Consider the following 16,400-nt stretch of genomic DNA (forward strand, 5'->3'; position numbering starts at 1 on the left):
CATGCTCAGCCGGGGTGCCTCGCACACCGACCCGCCCCGGGCGGCTCATCTGGTGGCGTCGAGCAGTTCCTTCATGCCGACGGCGAAGTCATCGGCCAGATCCCACAGGTCTGGCAACAGTTCGGGGCAGCTGATCAGTCCGACGTCGAGTTTGCCGTTCAGCGACATGACCGTGATGTTGAGACCCGACCCGTGGAAGATCGGCCCCAACGGGTACATCGCGCTCACCTCGGCGCCCAGGAAGTACAGCGGAATCTGCGGACCTGGCACGTTCGATACGACCAGGTTGTGCACCGGGCGCGCCTCGGTCAGCCGGCTGCGGGCGTACACCCGCATGGCGACACCGAACACGGCCGGGCCGGCGAACTGACTCCAGTCCTGCAGCAGGGTGGCGCCGATCGCCGAGCTGTGTTCCTTGGCGGTGGTGTTCGCCGCGGCGATGGCCTTCAGCCGTTCGGCGGGGTCCTCGATGTGGGTCTCCAGCTTGGTGAACACGCCGGACACCTGATTGCGGCCCGGCCGGTCCGAACGGTCGTGCACCGACACCGGGACCATGGCCACCAGTGACGACTCGGGAAGCTCACCGCGGTCCAGCAGGAACTGCCGCAGAACCCCGGCGACCAGGGCCATCACCACATCGTTGACCTTGACGTTGAAGTGGTTCTTGACGGTCTTGATGTCCTCGAGGTCCAGCTCGGCGAACGCGACGTTGCGGTGGGCGGTCACGCTGGCGTTGAACTTGGTCTGCGGCGCTGCGAACGGCGCGGCCATCGCCCGGCCTCCGACCGCGCGCTGGACGGTGTCGACGACGGTGGTGAGCGTCGCCGGCAGCACCTTGGTGGCCAGGTTCAGCGGCCGGGTGGCGAACCGGCCCAGGCCGCCCAACGCAATGCGCAGCTGGTTCGTGTCACCCTGCCCCTCGACGGGATCGGGTGGCGGCGCGTCGGGTTCGGTGCTGCACAGCTGCGACATCAGATTCGCGCCGGTCACCCCGTCGACCGCCGCGTGGTGGACCTTGGTCAGCACGGCCAACCGTCCACCGTTGCGCGCATCGGTACCGCCGACGCCCTCGATTACCCAGGTCTCCCACAGCGGATGACGACGATCCAGCGGAAGCGACGCCAGATGGCCGCAGATCTCCCCCAACTCCACCCGGCCACCGGGTGCGGGCAACCCGATGCGGTGCAGGTGGCGGTCGATCTCGAAGTGCTCGTCTTCCACCCACACCGGATGGTCGAGATTGAGGAAGCTGTTGGCCAGCCGCTCGCGGAAACTCGGAATTGCCTTGACGCGCAAGGCCAATTCGTCGCGGAGACGTTCGAAGCTGTAGCCACCGGGGATCGTGGAGGCGTCGAGCTCCAGGATCGAACACACATGCAGTGGCTGGGAGGGCGTTTCGAGGTAGAGGAAGCTGGCATCGAGACCGCTGAGCCGCTGCAGGTGTTGCACCATGCCGCCGATGGTATGCCGGTGGACCGAGCACGGGTGTGAGAAAGTCCACTTCACTCCTCCGTTCAGCTTTGCGGTGTCCGATGGCACACTTGAGGGGTCAAACGAACCCGGGGACCCGGATGGGCCTCGAGGATCGACAAAGACGATCTTTAGGGACACCGATGTCTGAACAGACTGTCTATGGCGGCTCGTCTGCGCCTTCCGTTTCGCGCTCCAAGGTCCGCACCCATCACTTGCTGAAGTGGAAGTCCGAAGGACACAAGTGGGCGATGCTCACCGTCTACGACTACTCCACCGCTCGCGCCTTCGACGAGGCCGGCATCCCGGTGCTGCTGGTCGGCGATTCCGCCGCCAACGTCGTCTACGGCTACGACACCACCGTTCCGATCTCGGTCGACGAGCTGATCCCCCTGGTCCGCGGTGTTGTCCGCGGCGCCGAGCATGCACTCGTCGTCGCCGACCTCCCGTTCGGCAGTTATGAAGAGAGCCCCCGCCAGGCACTCGCAACCGCCACGCGCTTCATGAAGGAGACCGGCGCCCACGCGGTCAAGCTCGAGGGCGGCGAGCGGGTCGCCGAGCAGATCGCGACGCTGAGCGCCGCAGGCATTCCGGTGGTCGCCCACATCGGGTTCACCCCGCAGAGCGTCAACGGCCTGGGTGGCTTCCGCGTGCAGGGCCGCGGTGACGCCGCCGAGCAGACCATCCACGATGCGATCGCGGTTCAGGAAGCCGGTGCCATCGCCGTGGTGATGGAGATGGTGCCCGCCGAGCTGGCCACCCAGATCACCGGCAAGCTGACGATCCCGACCATCGGCATCGGCGCCGGACCGAACTGCGATGCGCAGGTGCTGGTCTGGCAGGACATGGCCGGACTCACCAGCGGCAAGACCGCCAAGTTCGTCAAGCGATTCGGTGATGTCGGCGGTGAATTACGCCGCGCGGCAATGCAATACGCCGAAGAGGTGGCGACCGGTGCGTTCCCGGCCGAGGAGCACAGCTTCTAGCTGAACTTCGGCGCCCGCTTGTTCAGGAACGCGTCGATACCTTCACGGCCGTCGGCACTGTCGGCACACGCCGCGATCAGCCGGCCTTCGAGTTCCATCTGCTCCTCGAGTCCACTGCCGAACGTGGTGAGCATGAGCTTCTTCACAGCGCCGCTGGAACCCTTTGCCGCAGAAGCGATCTGCTCCGCCAGCGCCTGAGCGCGCGCTTCTAGTTCAGCCGCGGGTACGACCTCGTTGACCAGACCCCACTCGGCGGCCTCGGCGGCTTTGAGCGTGCGGTTGGTCAGCATGAGTTCCTGAGTCCGGCGCACACCGATAATCCTCGGCAGGAAGTAGGAGGAGCTGCCGTCCGGGCTGAGCCCAGCTTTGGTGTAGGCCATCGTGAACGACGCGCTGTCGGCGGCCAGCACCAGATCCCCGGCCACCGCCAGGCTGAAGCCGGCGCCCGCGGCGACGCCGTTGACCGCGGTGATCACCACGGCATCCATCCGCGCCAGCGTGGAGATCGCGCGATGCAGGTCGTCGGCGATGCCCTTGACGAAGCGGCCTGGCCCCAGCGGGGACGCCGCCATCGCCTTGAGGTCGCCCCCGGCGCAGAAGAAGCGGCCCGCTCCGGTGAGGATGACGGCCTTGGTCTCCGCCACGTCACAACGGGCGGCGACCTGGGCGAGTTCGGCGGTCATCACATCGTTCATGCCGTTGGCGGCGTCGGGCCGGTTCAGCACGATCCGCGCGATGGGGCCGGACTGCTCGAAGGACAACGTCTGGTAGTCGCTCACGGGGCGAACGTTAGCAACCCAGGATTCGCAGGGCGGCAGCGGCGATCACCGCGGGCGTCTCAGGCGTGCATTCCTCGTCGTCGGAGCGCCGGTTGATCACCGACTCCACCAGACGGAACGGAAGGTCGTCGGCTTCCGGGATGCCGTCGCACTCGGCGACCACCTGAGCCGCGAGCGCGCGATAGCGGCGGCGCAGTTCTTCGCGGTTGGCGCGGAACTGCGAGAACCGTTCGATTCGCAGTTCCGGCAGCAGATAGAGCGCGCCGAGATTCCAGCGGCTGGCGCACAGCTGCGTGCAGTCCGCGATCACCAGGACACGCAGCCGTTCACTGGCCGGACCCGGCTGGGCCAACAGGTCACCAGCCAGCTGTAAAGCCTCGTCGACGGTCCCGGCCAGCAGCGCGTCGAGGATGTCGTCTTTAGTCGGAAAGTGGTGGTACAGCGAGGCCTGGCGGATGCCGACAGCGTCGGCGATTCGGCGGGTTGACGTCCCGGCGTAACCGATCTTGGTGAACAGCTCGGCGGCCGCGTCCAGGATCTCCTCGCGCGCGGTGTTGCCGGGCCGGCGAGATTGTTCGAGCCGGGGCCGACCGCGGCCGTCATGGCCCTGGCTGCGCATACGTCATTCTGGCACCCGGCCCCGGTCCGCAATACCTGTCACTTGATCGAAATCCAGTCAACCCACTCGTTACATCGGCGACATTCCCCGGGAACGGCCCTTGAGAAAACTTTCAGTTGACAGGTAATCGGCCCGACACAGGAGCGCCCAGATGACAACCGCGTCGACCGACGGGGCCCGCGCACACGCCCGTTCCCAGGCGGGCGAAGCCAGCATGCGGGTGCCCGCCCTGCCTGACGGGGTGGATGGCACCCGTCTGGTGTGGGCCGAGTCCGTGCCGGCCGAGTCCTACGCCACCCGGGTGCTGGGCCGCGGAACCCGGCTGCGGCTGGCCGATCCCGACGGCGGCGCCTGCGCTCACCTGCTGCTGTTCCGGGCCGATGCCTCCTGGGAGCGGCTGAACGTCGCCGACACCATGAAGGTCCCGTGGCAGGCCTACCTCGGCGTGGGTCATCCGCTGCTCTCGGACCAGGGCCGTCTGTTGGCGACGGTGGTGGCCGACACCTCCGGACACCACGACCTGTTATGCGGGTTGCCCGCCTCGGGCCAATCCATGATGCTGCTGGCTGCGATCAAGCACGGGATGGACATCCGCGACGTCGCACCGTCGGCGACGCTGTTCAAAGGCGTGCGCGTCGAGGACACCGGTGCGCTCACTTACACCGGATCGGCCGGCCCCGCCGCGGCGGTCGAGCTGCTGATCCAGCTGCCGGTCGTCGTCGCGGTGGTGAACACCGCGCACCCGCTGGACCCGCAGCCCGCGGTGACCGGGCTCGACATCGTGGCCTGGCGCGCCGACGAGGAGCTGACCACCCCGGTCAACACCGATCCCGAATACCTCCGAGCCCTGTTCAACACCGAATCCACTTGGGCGGCAGCACAATGATTTCCGACGAGATCGTCGAGGCACGCGCACCGTGGTCGAAGATCCTGCGCGCGGGTCAAAGCCTGCAGATCATCGACCTGCACGGCAATCAGGCGGTGGACACTCTGTTCTATGCCGTCACCGGTGACACCGTGGATCCGGCCGGGCGCTACAGCGCGCAGGCCACGATCGCCGCGCAGCGCAACATCTTCCTGACCACCGGCTCGGTGCTGCGGGCCGCCGACGGCAGACCGCTGGTGACGATCGTCGCCGACGAGGTGGGCAATCACGACACGATCGCGGGCGCCTGCTCCAAGGAGTCCAACACCTTGCGGTACGGCCACCACACCGTGCATCAGCATGCCTGCGCGGAGAACTTCCTCGCCGAGGCCGCCAAATGGGGAATGGGCAAGCGCGACATCGTCTCCAACGTCAACTTCTTCATGAACGTGCCCGTCGAGGCCGACGGCACGCTGGGCATCGTCGACGGCTTGTCGGCGCCGGGCAAGTCGCTCACGGTCCGCGCCGACACCGACACCCTGGTGCTGGTGTCGAATTGCCCGCAGATCAACAACCCCTGCAACGGCTTCGACCCGACGCCGGTGCGGATGGTGATCACCGACTCATGAGAAAACTCGAGGTGGAGCGGCCGGGCCTGCTGACCACCGTCCAGGACTGGCCTGGCCGCGTCGGCTTCTGGCATGTCGGAGTGCCGCCGTCCGGCCCGATGGACGATCTATCCTTCCGGCTCGGCAACCGGGTGCTCGGCAACCCCGAGGGTGCCGCGGGTCTGGAATGCACCAAAGCCGGTCCGGCGCTGCGCTTTCCCGATGGTGCGCGCGTCTGTGTCACCGGGGCTGCCGCTCCGGTCACCGTCAACGGTGAGCCGGCGCCCCAGTGGCAGTCGGTCACCGTACCGGCAGGCGGCGTCCTGGACATCGGGGTGGTCGACGGCCCCGGCATGCGCTGCTACGTACTGGTCGCCGGCGGTCTCTCTGAACCCGAATACCTGGGCAGCACAGCGACATTCACGCTGGGGTGCTTCGGCGGACACGACGGTCGCCCATTGCGTGTCGAGGATGTGCTGACCATCGGTGAGGATCCCGGGCCCGCCTCGGCCCGACCGGCCCGCACCGCCATCGACGAGCAACCCGCGATCGGCCACCGCTGGCAGGTTGCCGTCACCGAGGGCCCGCACGGCGCACCCGAGTTCTTCACCCGCGCCGATATGGCGACGATCACCGGCACGGATTACACCGTGCACTTCAACTCCGACCGCACCGGGGTGCGTCTGATCGGCCCGAAGCCACAGTGGGCCCGCACCGACGGTGGCGAGGCGGGCCTGCACCCGTCGAACATCCACGACAATGCTTACTGCGTCGGCACTTTGGACTTCACCGGCGACACACCGATCCTGCTCGGTCCGGACGGACCCAGCCTGGGTGGGTTCGTCTGCCCGGTTACGGTCGTGCGCGGCGACCGCTGGAAACTCGGGCAGATGGCCCCCGGCGACACCGTGCGGTTCGTACCGGTGCGCGCCGACCGCGCTCCCTCACTGGGCAGCATCGCCGCCGACCGGCGGGCGTCGATGCCGCTGGTGATCTCGACCTCCAGCGACGCCGATGACGGTGTGCTGACCCGGTTCGTCGGCACCGAGGGCACCGCCGTCACCGTGCGCCGCGACGGCGACGGCGGTGTGCTCGTCGAGTACGGCCCGATGGTGCTCGACCTCGCGATGCGCGCCCGCGTCCACGTGCTCTACGAATCCCTCACCGCCGCAGCGGTTCCCGGGGTCACCGAGCTCACCCCGGGCGTGCGTTCGCTGCAGGTGCAGTTCGACCCGGCCGCGCTGAGCACCTCCGAGTTGGTCGACCTGCTGGCTCGCACCGAGGAGTCACTGCCCGCGACCGACCAGCTGGTCGTGCCCAGCCGGACCGTGCGACTGCCGCTGTCGTGGGACGATCCGGCCACCCACGAGGCCATCCAGCGCTACATCCACGGCGTGCGCGCCGACGCGCCATGGTGCCCGTGGAACATCGAATTCATCAGGCGCATCAACGGTTTGGCCGACCTGCAGCAGGTGCACGACACCGTCTTCGACGCCCAGTACCTGGTGCTCGGCCTCGGCGACGTCTACCTCGGCGCACCGGTGGCCACTCCCCTGGATCCGCGCCACCGGCTGGTGACCACCAAGTACAACCCGGCACGCACGTGGACACCGGAGAACGCCGTCGGTATCGGCGGGGCGTATCTGTGCATCTACGGCATGGAAGGGCCCGGGGGTTACCAATTCGTCGGCCGCACAACCCAGGTGTGGAACCACCGGCACCCACAGGACTCCCGCTCCTTCGAGCCCGGAACTCCGTGGCTGCTGCGCTACTTCGACCGGATCGGCTTCTATCCGGTCAGCGCCGAGGAACTGCTGGACCTGCGCGCCGACATGGCCGCGGGCCGGGGTTCGGTCGACATCACCGACGGCACTTTCGCGATGGCCGAGTACCAGCGCTTCCTCACGCTGAACGCCGACGGCATCGCCGAGTTCCGCGCCCAGCAGGCCGAGGCGTTCACCGCCGAGCGCCGGGCCTGGGATCAGGCCGGGGAGTTCGCCGGACAGTTGGCCAGCTGACCTGCTGTTCACCTAGATGTGAAATCCTGGGCGGCATGGGTTCGGGCAACGCGGGCAAAAACCGCCATGTCGAGGTGGAGCGCAAGTTCGACGTCCCGGAGGGAACGGTGTTCCCGTCGTTCGACGGTCTCTCGGTAGTCGGCCGCGTCGAGCGGCAGCCGGTGCAATCACTCGACGCGGTGTACTTCGACACACCCGCACGCGACCTCAACGCCCACCGGATCACTCTGCGCCGCCGCACCGGCGGTTCCGATGCCGGCTGGCACCTGAAGCTGCCCGCCGGCCCGGACGCCCGGACCGAGGTGCACGCGCCGCTGGACAGCACCGCCGAGGGCGGCGACTCGGTACCCGCGGATCTGCTGGACATCGTGCTCGCGGTCGTGCGGGACCGTCCGCTGAACCCGGTGGCGCGGATCTCGACGACCCGCAATGTGGTGATGCTCTACGGCGGCGACGGCGCCGCGCTGGCCGAGTTCTGCGACGACGAGGTGAGCGCGTGGGCGCTCGGGTCAGGTGACGGCGAAGAGCAGCGCTGGCACGAATGGGAGCTCGAACTCGTCGACGGAAGCCTCGACGGCGGCCGCGATGTGCTCAAGCGACTGAGCAACCGGCTGCTCGACGCAGGCGCCGTGCCCGCCGGGCACGGATCGAAGCTGACCAAAGTCCTGGAGACCGCGGGCTCGGGGCCGGAAACACCCGAGGACAACGAGGTCTCCAGCGATCCGGTGCACCAGGCGGTCGCCGAGCAGGTGAGCGAGCTGCTGGTGTGGGATCGCGCCGTGCGGGCCGACACGTACGACTCGGTCCATCAGATGCGGGTGACCACCCGCAAGATCCGCAGCCTGCTGCAGGCCTCCGAAGACGCCTTCGGGCTCACCGACGACGCCTGGATTCTCGACGAGCTGCGCCAGCTGGCCGGCGTGCTGGGCGTTGCGCGCGATGCCGAGGTGCTGGCCGAACGCTACGAGGCCGCGCTGGAGGCGCTACCGGGGGACCTGGTCCGCGGTCCGGTGTATGAGCGGCTGGTCGCCGGCGCGAAGCGCAGCTATCAGGCCGGTCTGCGGCGCTCGCTGGCCGCGATGCGCTCGAGCAGGTACTTCCGGCTGCTCGACGCGCTGGAGGGATTGGTCGCCGCGCAGCCGCCTGCGGCTGCACCGGGCGAGGAGCCCAAGCCGGTCAGCATCGACTCGGCCTACAAGCGGGTGCGCAAGGCGGCCAAGAACGCCGCGGAGGCCACCGAGGACCGCGACGAAGCACTGCACCGAATTCGCAAGGGCGCCAAGCGACTTCGCTATGTTGCGGCGGCCACCGGCGAGCCCAAGGTGTCCGACCGGGCCAAGACCATCCAGACCCTGCTCGGGGACCATCAGGACAGCGTGGTCAGCCGCACGCACCTGGCGCAGCAGTCGCTGGCCGCGCACGCCGCCGGCGAGGACACGTTCACCTACGGCCTGCTGTACCAGCAGGAGGACGACCTGGCGAATCGCTGCCGCGAGCAGCTCGACGACGCGCTGAGCGCCTTGCGGAAGACGTTCAAAAAGGCGCACTGAGCGCGGGGCGAACGAGTTCGCGGTCCGACAGCTCGTACGTCAACTGTAGGAGCAAGTAAGCGGCGTCAGATTGCGCAATGAATTCGTCACCGACGTGGCCGAATAGATCGGTCGGCGACAATCTCCTCCGGCTCACATCAGCCGACGCTGACGGCGTCCAGTCCGAAGACGTGCACGGGGGCGGACTTGCCTTTCAGCGCGTGCGATCCTCGGTCGACAAGTCCCGGTGGCCGAGTAGTCAGGGCGTCGACAGACTGTTCGGCGGCCAGGATTGTGTCGCCAGTGGACTTGGTGAGTTGTTCAATGCGAGCGGCGATATTGGTGGTGTCGCCGATCAGGGTGAATTCGAGATGGCCAGCGGCTCCGATGGTTCCGGCGATCACCACGCCTGTGTTGATCCCGATGCCGATCCGAAGCTCCCCGCTGAACCGCTCGGTAACCATGCGTTGGATGGACACTGCGGCTCTCACTGCGGCGTCGGCATGATCGGCGAGATCGTTGGGTGCGCCGAAGACTGCTAATGCGCCGTCGCCGAGAAATTTGTTGACATGCCCGCCGGCATCGATGACTGCTGGGACCACTATCTCGAACAGGGCGTTGAGGCGAGCGACAGTGTCCTCAGCCGTGTTCGCCTCGGCGAAGGGGGTGAAATCGCGAACATCGATGAACATTACGGTCACTTCGCGACGCTCGCCGGTGAACACGTCATCACCCTGTTCGAGCAGTCGTGCAGCCAGGGCCGGGTCAACGTAGGTCCCGAACGCGGCTTGAAGCCGTTGCCGCTCAACCAACCCCGCCTGCATGCGGTTGAACGACGCCGCCAATGCGCCCAGATCATCATCCTGAACCACCGGAAGGCGTCGCGTGTAAATCCCGGCTGCAACACGTTCGGTGCCTTCGGTCAGGTCGCGAACGGGACGCAGAGACGGTGCGAAACCGGTGAATATCGTGAACGGCACCGCGTAGAAAAGCACGAGCGCGAAGGCGATCACCACGCAGAGCACCGGCACGTCACGGACCGGATCGAAAACTACCGCCAGCATTGCGGCGCTGAGGGCGAAGTTGAACGCAGCTGCGAGCATTGACAGGTTCACCCACGCGGCAAAAGTCGGGTGGGTACGCGGCAGCGAATCGCCAATCTGGGTGTCACCGACCAAGGCGGCCCTGGGCGGCCGCAACGCCGGTTCCACGAGGCTGTGCATGCCAAACACGGTCGCGACAAAACCGAACGCCGCGCCCAGAATCCCGTACTGGATCAGCCGCGATTCACTCGCCCCAGTGACCGCCGCGACAAGAATCAATAGGAGGGCCGTCCCGACCGCGTCAAGCACTAACCATCGGACGACCGCCGAGCGAGTCCACGTGTACGTATCTTCTAGCGCCCGTACACGATCGACCTCTCGGCCCGCCGCCCACTCTTCTACACCCCGAAGCCGCCGGCTACCAGGAAGAACCATGAAGAACGTGAACACCGCAACCGCGACGCCGGTGATGACGGTCGCCTCGACGTATTGGCTGGACTTCTCGAAAGCGACCACCACCCACGACCAAACGAGGCAACTCGGCAGGAGCACAGCGAACACCACTACCCAGATCACCCATGAGTACCACGCTCCGTATCGTTCCCACGCCGACTGCCAGATGCGATCCATCCCGGCACACTAAACGGCCAGTCACGCTGTCAACGCTGTTTGAACGTCGGCCCCTCTGCGTTGTCAGCCGGGTAGAACACCGGCTCACCTAACGGGGTGCTCGGTGCCACTGGTCCGCAACGCCTGCCCGTACGGAGCGTTTCAAGGTCGGAGCGCTCATGGCCGGGATCGACCGTTGCTCTGCGAAGCCGGTGCGTAGCGGCAGGGCCGAATGGCCGCATATTGCCTGTTAAACGGCTATATGCGAACGAGTTGGCCTATAAGCCGGATTCTGTCCCGCCCTGCCGCGGGTAACCGCGGCGGGACGGCGGCGACCATCCATCTGGGCACACCGTCGCCGGGTGCCTCGAGCGGCCTACCCGCAGGCTCGGGCGAGCAGCCCTCGATCGCCTGCGCAGCCGCACCAGGTGCGGCCTCTTGGCCTTGCTTCGGGTGGGGTTTACCGAGCCATCCCGGTCACCCGGAATGCTGGTGCGCTCTTACCGCACCGTTTCACCCTTACCGTCCTGACGGACGGCGGTTTGTTTTCTGTGGCACTGTCCCGCGAGTCACCTCGGATTGCCGTTAGCAATCACCCTGCTCTGTGAAGTCCGGACTTTCCTCGACTCACTTTCCACGGTGAGCCGCGGCCGCCCGGCCAACTCGTTCGCCTGAACACGGTAGCTCATTTGCGGCGCACCAGGATGATGTTGTCGACCAGGGTGGCGTGCTGACCCTCGGGCCCCACCGCGTCACGCTCTTCCGTCCCGACCCGCACCGTCTCCCACTGGGACTCGTCCAACGCCAGGCCGGCCAGCACTTCCTCAGGACCCGGGAACTCGTGGTGATGGATCTCCTCGGGCGCCCACGCCGGCGCACCGCCGTGGTCGACGATCAACAGCGCTCCCCCGGGCGCCACGGTCGCCGCGGCCCGCCGCAGGATCGCGGGCCGGTCCATCTCGAGTGTGGTGTGGAAGAAGTGCGCCGACACCAGATCGAACGGGCCGTCGGGCAGCGTCTTGGTCAGGTCGTGTTGCTGAAAGTCGATGCGGTCGGCCACTCCTCGCGCTGCGGCGTCTTCGGCCGCGCGGGCCAGCGCGGTGGTGGAGACGTCGACGGCCACGACGTGCCAACCGTGTTCGGCCAGCCACATGGCGTCACCCCCCTCGCCGCAGCCCAGATCCAGTGCGCGCGAACCGGTCAGCGGACCGACGATGTCGGCGAGGTGCGCGTTCGGGCGTCCGCTCCAGATCCGCGGCTTCTCCGCGTAGCGCGTCTCCCAGTGGGTGTGGTGATCGGTAGTCATGCCATCGAGCTTGCCCGCGTCGGCCAACAGTGGCAATGTCATTTGCCATGCAGGCAAACGACGATGTCGATCTGCGGGTGCGCAGGCGACTGCGCGAACTGCGCGGCCGGCTCGGCCTGACGCTCGAGGACGTTGCCTCGAGGGCGGGTATCGACGTCTCGACGTTGAGCAGGCTGGAATCGGGTAAGCGCAGGTTGGCGCTCGATCATCTACCCCGGCTGGCCGCGGCGCTATCGGTGACTGCCGACGAATTGCTGAGTGCGCCAACGACAGTCGACCCGCGGGTGCGGGCGCCGTCGCACACCCGCCACTTGGTCACCTATTGGCCGCTGACCCGTCACGGCGGGGCGGGCGGGCCGCAGGCCTTCAAGATCCGGATCAGTGCGCGGCGGCGGAACCCGCCGGCCGAACTGCCGACCCACGAGGGTCAGGAATGGCTGTACGTGCTGTCCGGCCGTCTGCAACTCATCCTCGGTGAGCAGGATTTCGTCATCGAACCCGGCGAGGCCGTGGAATTCAGCACCTGGACCCCGCATTGGTTCGGTGCCGTTGACGGCCCGGTGGAGGCCATCGTCCTGTTCGGTCCGCACGGCGAACGGGTGCATCTGCGCCAGTGAGATCAGGCGGTGCGCGGTGGGAATGGCAGGCCGGTGTCCTCGGTGAGCAGACTCTGCACGACGGCGGTGGCCGCCGCTGATCCGGTCGCGATTGCCGTGGCGACGTGCGGTGCCTGCGTGCACAGGTCGCCGGCGGCGAAGAGCCCCGGCACGGTGGTGCGCCCCAACCCGTCGACATCGACGGGATCGGTCATCACCGGGCCGTGCTCATGCGACACCGCCCCGAGCTGGTCGGCCAGGTTCGAGCGTTGATGCAGGGTGGTCGCCACCATCAGTGCACTGCGCTCCAGCCGCGACCCGTCGGTGAAGACGACCGCCGACAGGCGCCCGCTGTCGGTGGCGAGGCGCCGGACCCGACGGGTGTCGACGCGCACGCCTGCCTTGTCCAACAGCGCGCTCGCCTCGGCGTCGAGATCGGCCGGCCCGTCGGTCAACAACACCAGGTCCTCGGTCCAGTTCCGGATCAACAACGTCGCGTGCAACGCTTTTTCGCCGTTGGCCAGCACACCCAGCGGCTGGTCACGCGCCTCCCAGCCGTGGCAGAACGGGCAGTGGAACACGCTCCTCCCCCACAGCTCACGCAGGCCCGGCAGGTAGGGCGGACGGTACTCGACTCCGGTGGCCAGCAGCACCCGCCGCGTTGTCCGGTGGCTGCCGCCTGCCAGTTCGAGCCGGAAGCTCCCGCCGCGGTCGGTGCCGTCGACCACCTCATCGACAACCGACTCGACGCTCGGGTACTGCGTCAGCTCCTGGCGACCGATCGCATAGAGCTCCGCCGGCGAGCGGCCGTCAAAGCCGAGCAGGCCGCCGATGCCGTGGGCCGGCAGGTTGCTCTGCTGGCCCGCATCGACCAGCAGCGTGCGCCGACGGGCGCGGCCCAGCACCAGGGCGGCGCTCAGGCCCGCGGCGCCGCCGCCGACCACGATGCAGTCGTACTCAACGGTCATGGCACGGGGGCATACCCACGCCGACCGGTGCTATTCAGGCCAGATATGACGTCTGGTTCACCAGCCGCACCGAGGCACCGCCGTCGGGATAGAACTCCGCGATGCTCAGCGATGCCAGGTCCAGATGCAACCGGTGCATGATGCCGGGCCCGGCGTCGAGCGCAAGGCGCAGCAGCGTCTTGATCGGCGTCACGTGCGAAACCACCAGCACGGTGGCGCCCGGATGCTCGGCGATGATCCGCTTGCGAACCCGCCGGATGCGCTCCTCCACGTCGTTGAAGCTCTCCCCGTCGGGTGGGCGCAGACCGGTGTCGCGCAACCAGCGGCCGTGCAGGTCGGGGTCGCGCTCCCGTGCCTCGCCGAACGTCAGACCCTCCCACGCCCCGAAGTCGGTCTCGATCAGATCCGCGTCGACCGTCACGTCCAGGCCGAGCGCCGTGGCGGCGGCCGACGCGGTGTCGTAGGCACGTTTCAACGGCGAGCTGAGCACCACATCGACACCGCCGCGCTCGGCTAGATAGCGCGCCGCCGACTCTGCCTGGCGCCGCCCGGCGTCGGTGAGTTCGGGGTTTCCGCGGCCGGAATAGCGCCGCTGCCGGGAGAATTCGGTCTGTCCGTGCCGCAGCAGCAGCATGCGGGTCGGGGCACCCTGGTTGCCGGTCCACGCCGCGGGCGGCACGGCGACCGCCGCGGGCGGCGGGTCGGCGACGGTCCCCTGCGCCTGCCGATCCATGGCTTCGTTGGCGAGCTGATCAGCATAGGAGTTCTGCTCACGTGGAATCCACTGATAGGTCACCGAATCGAAGGTCGACGCCAGGGCGCGAGCCTGCTGATGCAGTTCGGCCATCGCGGCGTGCTTGACCTTCCAGCGCCCGCACATCTGCTCAACCACGAGCTTCGAATCCATCGACACCGCAACCTCATTGGCGCCGAGCCGACGGGCCTCCTCGAGGCCCGCGATCAGCCCGCGGTATTCGGCGACGTTGTTGGTGGTGATGCCGATGGCCTGTCCACGCTCGGCCAGCACGGTCTGATGATCGTCGGACCAGACCACGCAACCGTAGCCCGCCGGTCCGGGGTTGCCCCGTGACCCGCCGTCGGCCTCGATGAGTACCTTCACCGGAACGCCCCATCAATCCGCAGCAGGATTGCCTGACACTCGGGGCAGCGCACCACCTCGTCCTCCGGCGCCGCCGAAATCCGCGCCAGCTCACCGCGATCCAGTTCGATGCGGCAGGCGCCACACCGTCGGCCCAACAGTCGCGCAGCGCCGGCACCCGACGCGGCCCGCTGCCGTTCGTAAAGTTGGGCCAAACCGGGATCCAACCCGGCCACGATCTCCTCGCGGCGGGCCGCGCGCTCTCCGCGTACCCGCTCGATCTCGGCCAGCGCCTCATCGCGGTTGTGGCCCGCGGTGGTCAGATTCGCTTGCAAGCCTTCGGCTTTAGCCTGCTCCTCCGATTGGTCGGCGGCCAACTGTTCGCGACGTTCCATCACCTCGAGCAGTGAGTCCTCCAGGCTTGCCTGCCTGCGCTGCAGTGTGTCCAGTTCGTGCTGCAGTTCCTCTAGCTGCTTGGGGTTGACGGTGCCGGAGTCGAGGAGATTGCGGTCCCGGTCCTCGCGCTGGCGCACGCCGTCGATCTCGGCTTCGAGCCGTTTCACCTGACCGTCGATGTCCTCGATCGCGATGGCCAGCGCGGCCAGCCGGTCAGCGGACGCCCGCTGCTCGCCGTGGGCCGTGTCGTACTCCTGCTGTTCGGGCAGGTTGGCCGCCCGGTGAGCGAGGCGGGCCTGTTCGGCGTCCAGCTCGGCCAGCTCCAGAAGCGAACGCTGCTGTGCCAGTTCAGCTTTCACGACATGCCTTTCACTGATTCGATGTTCCACGGGTCGGTGCGCAGGTCGCAGACGCTGACCGGCAACGCCGCTCCGAAATGAGCGCGCAGCAGCGCGGCCGCCTGAGCGCACCAGGGATACTCGCTCGCCCAGTGCGCGACGTCGACCAACGCGACGTCACTGGCGCGGCGGTGCTCATCGGCGGGATGGTGGCGCAGATCGGCGGTCAGGTAGACGTCCACACCCGCAGCGGCCGCCGCACCCAGCAGGGAGTCGCCGGCGCCACCGCACACCGCCACCCGGCTCACCGGAGCGTCCGGGTCACCCGCTGCCCGCACCCCCCACGTCGTCTGCGGCAGGACCGTGGCTGCCCGGGCGACGAAGTCGGCGAACCGCACCGGTTCGGCCAGGGTGCCGATCCGCCCGATCCCGACGCCCGACGGCAGCGCGGCCAGCGAGAGCACGTCGAACGCCGGTTCTTCGTAGGGATGGGCGGCGCGCATCGCGGCGAGCACCCGGGCCCGCAGCCGGGCCGGGGCCACCACCTCGATGCGGTCTTCGGCGACCTGCTCCACCGAGCCGACCGTTCCGATGGCCGGTGCCGCCCCCTCGAGCGGCAGGAACTGACCGGTGCCCGCGACGCTCCAACTGCAGTGCGAATAGTCGCCGATGTGGCCGGCCCCGGCGGCGAATAGCGCGGAGCGGACGGTCTCGGCGTCGGCGGCGGGGACGAAGACCACCCACTTGTCGATATCGCCGCCCGCGCTGATCGGGTCGAGTACGCCGTCGACCGTCAGGCCGAGGACCTCCGCGAGCGCGTCGGACACCCCCGGGTTCGCCGAGTCGGCATTCGTGTGGGCGGTGAACAACGCGGCGCCCGCCTTGATCAGCTGGTGGATCAGCGCACCCTTCGGGGTGCTGGCGGCCACGGTGTCCACCCCGCGCAGCAGCAGCGGGTGGTGCGCCAGCAGCAGTCCGCGCGGGCCGACTGTCGCAGCGACGTCGGCGGTGGCGTCGACGGCCACCGTCACCGAGTCGATGGCGTCGTCCGGGTCGCCGCAGACCAGGCCGACGGAGTCCCAGCTCTGTGCCAGCGAAGGCGGGTAGGCGGCGTCGAGCACGGCGATGACCTCGGCCAGTTTCACGCTCATCGACGCACCTCCACCACGCC

General features: G+C 68.0%; 15 protein-coding genes and 1 other RNA gene. 6 read left to right on the forward strand and 10 right to left on the reverse strand.

Annotated features, from left to right (window positions below; translation table 11 throughout):
* Positions 1-45 precede the first annotated feature (45 nt).
* Entirely contained in the window at positions 46-1,440 is a 1,395-nt protein-coding gene (locus tag K0O64_RS18370) for a WS/DGAT/MGAT family O-acyltransferase (protein ID WP_071949733.1), read from the reverse strand.
* Positions 1,441-1,613: 173 nt separating this feature from the next.
* Here K0O64_RS18370 and panB point away from each other — a divergent pair, with 173 nt between their 5' ends.
* Entirely contained in the window at positions 1,614-2,456 is an 843-nt protein-coding gene (gene panB / locus K0O64_RS18375; protein ID WP_071943484.1) for a 3-methyl-2-oxobutanoate hydroxymethyltransferase, read from the forward strand.
* Here the strand turns inward: panB and K0O64_RS18380 are convergent.
* Positions 2,453-3,235 (reverse strand): enoyl-CoA hydratase/isomerase family protein, encoded by a 783-nt coding sequence (locus K0O64_RS18380; RefSeq protein ID WP_071943482.1) that lies wholly within the window; start codon positions 3,233-3,235, stop codon positions 2,453-2,455. The genes panB and K0O64_RS18380 overlap by 4 nt on opposite strands.
* 10 nt (positions 3,236-3,245) lie before the next feature.
* Positions 3,246-3,854, reverse strand: coding sequence for a TetR/AcrR family transcriptional regulator (locus tag K0O64_RS18385; protein WP_071943480.1), 609 nt, complete (start codon positions 3,852-3,854; stop codon positions 3,246-3,248).
* Between the two features lie 151 nt (positions 3,855-4,005).
* Between K0O64_RS18385 and K0O64_RS18390 the strand changes: the two genes are divergently transcribed.
* Genes K0O64_RS18390 through K0O64_RS18405 form a run of 4 tightly spaced genes read left to right on the forward strand, consistent with a single transcriptional unit; the run spans position 4,006 to position 8,895 of the window.
* A complete protein-coding gene (locus K0O64_RS18390; RefSeq protein ID WP_071943478.1) occupies positions 4,006-4,740 on the forward strand; it encodes a DUF1989 domain-containing protein in 735 nt (244 codons plus the stop codon).
* On the forward strand, positions 4,737-5,348 hold the full coding sequence (locus tag K0O64_RS18395; protein WP_071943476.1) for an urea amidolyase associated protein UAAP2: 612 nt from the start codon (positions 4,737-4,739) through the stop codon (positions 5,346-5,348). The genes K0O64_RS18390 and K0O64_RS18395 overlap by 4 nt, the downstream gene beginning before the upstream one ends.
* Positions 5,345-7,345, forward strand: coding sequence for a 5-oxoprolinase/urea amidolyase family protein (locus tag K0O64_RS18400; RefSeq protein ID WP_071943475.1), 2,001 nt, complete (start codon positions 5,345-5,347; stop codon positions 7,343-7,345). Before K0O64_RS18395 ends, K0O64_RS18400 begins: the two co-directional genes overlap by 4 nt.
* A gap of 35 nt (positions 7,346-7,380) precedes the next feature.
* Positions 7,381-8,895: a CYTH and CHAD domain-containing protein gene (locus tag K0O64_RS18405; protein WP_071943473.1), complete on the forward strand. Its 1,515-nt coding sequence runs from the start codon at positions 7,381-7,383 to the stop codon at positions 8,893-8,895.
* 137 nt (positions 8,896-9,032) lie between these two features.
* Here K0O64_RS18405 and K0O64_RS18410 read toward each other — a convergent pair whose 3' ends face one another.
* The 3 genes from K0O64_RS18410 to K0O64_RS18420 form a co-directional block, all read right to left on the reverse strand.
* Positions 9,033-10,547, reverse strand: a complete 1,515-nt coding sequence (locus K0O64_RS18410; protein WP_071943471.1) for an adenylate/guanylate cyclase domain-containing protein — start codon at positions 10,545-10,547, stop codon at positions 9,033-9,035.
* Between the two features lie 244 nt (positions 10,548-10,791).
* Positions 10,792-11,192, reverse strand: an RNA gene (rnpB, locus tag K0O64_RS18415) — RNase P RNA component class A.
* Between the two features lie 19 nt (positions 11,193-11,211).
* Positions 11,212-11,832 (reverse strand): SAM-dependent methyltransferase, encoded by a 621-nt coding sequence (locus K0O64_RS18420; RefSeq protein WP_071949732.1) that lies wholly within the window; start codon positions 11,830-11,832, stop codon positions 11,212-11,214.
* A 47-nt stretch (positions 11,833-11,879) separates the two neighbouring features.
* Between K0O64_RS18420 and K0O64_RS18425 the strand changes: the two genes are divergently transcribed.
* Positions 11,880-12,449: a type II toxin-antitoxin system RelB family anti-toxin gene (locus tag K0O64_RS18425; RefSeq protein ID WP_071943469.1), complete on the forward strand. Its 570-nt coding sequence runs from the start codon at positions 11,880-11,882 to the stop codon at positions 12,447-12,449.
* A gap of 2 nt (positions 12,450-12,451) precedes the next feature.
* Here K0O64_RS18425 and K0O64_RS18430 read toward each other — a convergent pair whose 3' ends face one another.
* The 4 genes from K0O64_RS18430 to K0O64_RS18445 are packed head-to-tail and all read right to left on the reverse strand — an operon-like array spanning position 12,452 to position 16,380.
* Positions 12,452-13,396 (reverse strand): NAD(P)/FAD-dependent oxidoreductase, encoded by a 945-nt coding sequence (locus K0O64_RS18430; protein WP_071943467.1) that lies wholly within the window; start codon positions 13,394-13,396, stop codon positions 12,452-12,454.
* Positions 13,397-13,430: 34 nt separating this feature from the next.
* On the reverse strand, positions 13,431-14,516 hold the full coding sequence (locus tag K0O64_RS18435; RefSeq protein ID WP_071943465.1) for a bifunctional RNase H/acid phosphatase: 1,086 nt from the start codon (positions 14,514-14,516) through the stop codon (positions 13,431-13,433).
* The gene (locus tag K0O64_RS18440; RefSeq protein WP_071943463.1) at positions 14,513-15,250 is read right to left on the reverse strand and encodes a zinc ribbon domain-containing protein; all 738 of its coding nucleotides are present in this window, start codon (positions 15,248-15,250) and stop codon (positions 14,513-14,515) included. The genes K0O64_RS18435 and K0O64_RS18440 overlap by 4 nt, the downstream gene beginning before the upstream one ends.
* Entirely contained in the window at positions 15,247-16,380 is a 1,134-nt protein-coding gene (locus K0O64_RS18445; RefSeq protein ID WP_071949731.1) for a Nif3-like dinuclear metal center hexameric protein, read from the reverse strand. The genes K0O64_RS18440 and K0O64_RS18445 overlap by 4 nt, the downstream gene beginning before the upstream one ends.
* Between the last annotated feature and the right edge of the window lie 20 nt (positions 16,381-16,400).

Origin of the sequence: Mycolicibacterium pallens (genome assembly GCF_019456675.1) — a bacterium.
Classification (GTDB): domain Bacteria; phylum Actinomycetota; class Actinomycetes; order Mycobacteriales; family Mycobacteriaceae; genus Mycobacterium; species Mycobacterium crocinum.

Excerpts from the sequence above, each read along its gene's own strand:
- panB (WP_071943484.1), top strand. The coding sequence starts at position 1,614 with ATGTCTGAACAGACTGTCTATGGCGGCTCGTCTGCGCCTTCCGTTTCG.
- K0O64_RS18385 (WP_071943480.1), bottom strand. The coding sequence starts at position 3,854 with ATGCGCAGCCAGGGCCATGACGGCCGCGGTCGGCCCCGGCTCGAACAA.
- K0O64_RS18390 (WP_071943478.1), top strand. The coding sequence starts at position 4,006 with ATGACAACCGCGTCGACCGACGGGGCCCGCGCACACGCCCGTTCCCAG.
- K0O64_RS18395 (WP_071943476.1), top strand. The coding sequence starts at position 4,737 with ATGATTTCCGACGAGATCGTCGAGGCACGCGCACCGTGGTCGAAGATC.
- K0O64_RS18400 (WP_071943475.1), top strand. The coding sequence starts at position 5,345 with ATGAGAAAACTCGAGGTGGAGCGGCCGGGCCTGCTGACCACCGTCCAG.
- K0O64_RS18405 (WP_071943473.1), top strand. The coding sequence starts at position 7,381 with ATGGGTTCGGGCAACGCGGGCAAAAACCGCCATGTCGAGGTGGAGCGC.
- K0O64_RS18410 (WP_071943471.1), bottom strand. The coding sequence starts at position 10,547 with ATGGATCGCATCTGGCAGTCGGCGTGGGAACGATACGGAGCGTGGTAC.
- K0O64_RS18420 (WP_071949732.1), bottom strand. The coding sequence starts at position 11,832 with ATGACTACCGATCACCACACCCACTGGGAGACGCGCTACGCGGAGAAG.
- K0O64_RS18425 (WP_071943469.1), top strand. The coding sequence starts at position 11,880 with ATGCAGGCAAACGACGATGTCGATCTGCGGGTGCGCAGGCGACTGCGC.
- K0O64_RS18430 (WP_071943467.1), bottom strand. The coding sequence starts at position 13,396 with ATGACCGTTGAGTACGACTGCATCGTGGTCGGCGGCGGCGCCGCGGGC.
- K0O64_RS18445 (WP_071949731.1), bottom strand. The coding sequence starts at position 16,380 with ATGAGCGTGAAACTGGCCGAGGTCATCGCCGTGCTCGACGCCGCCTAC.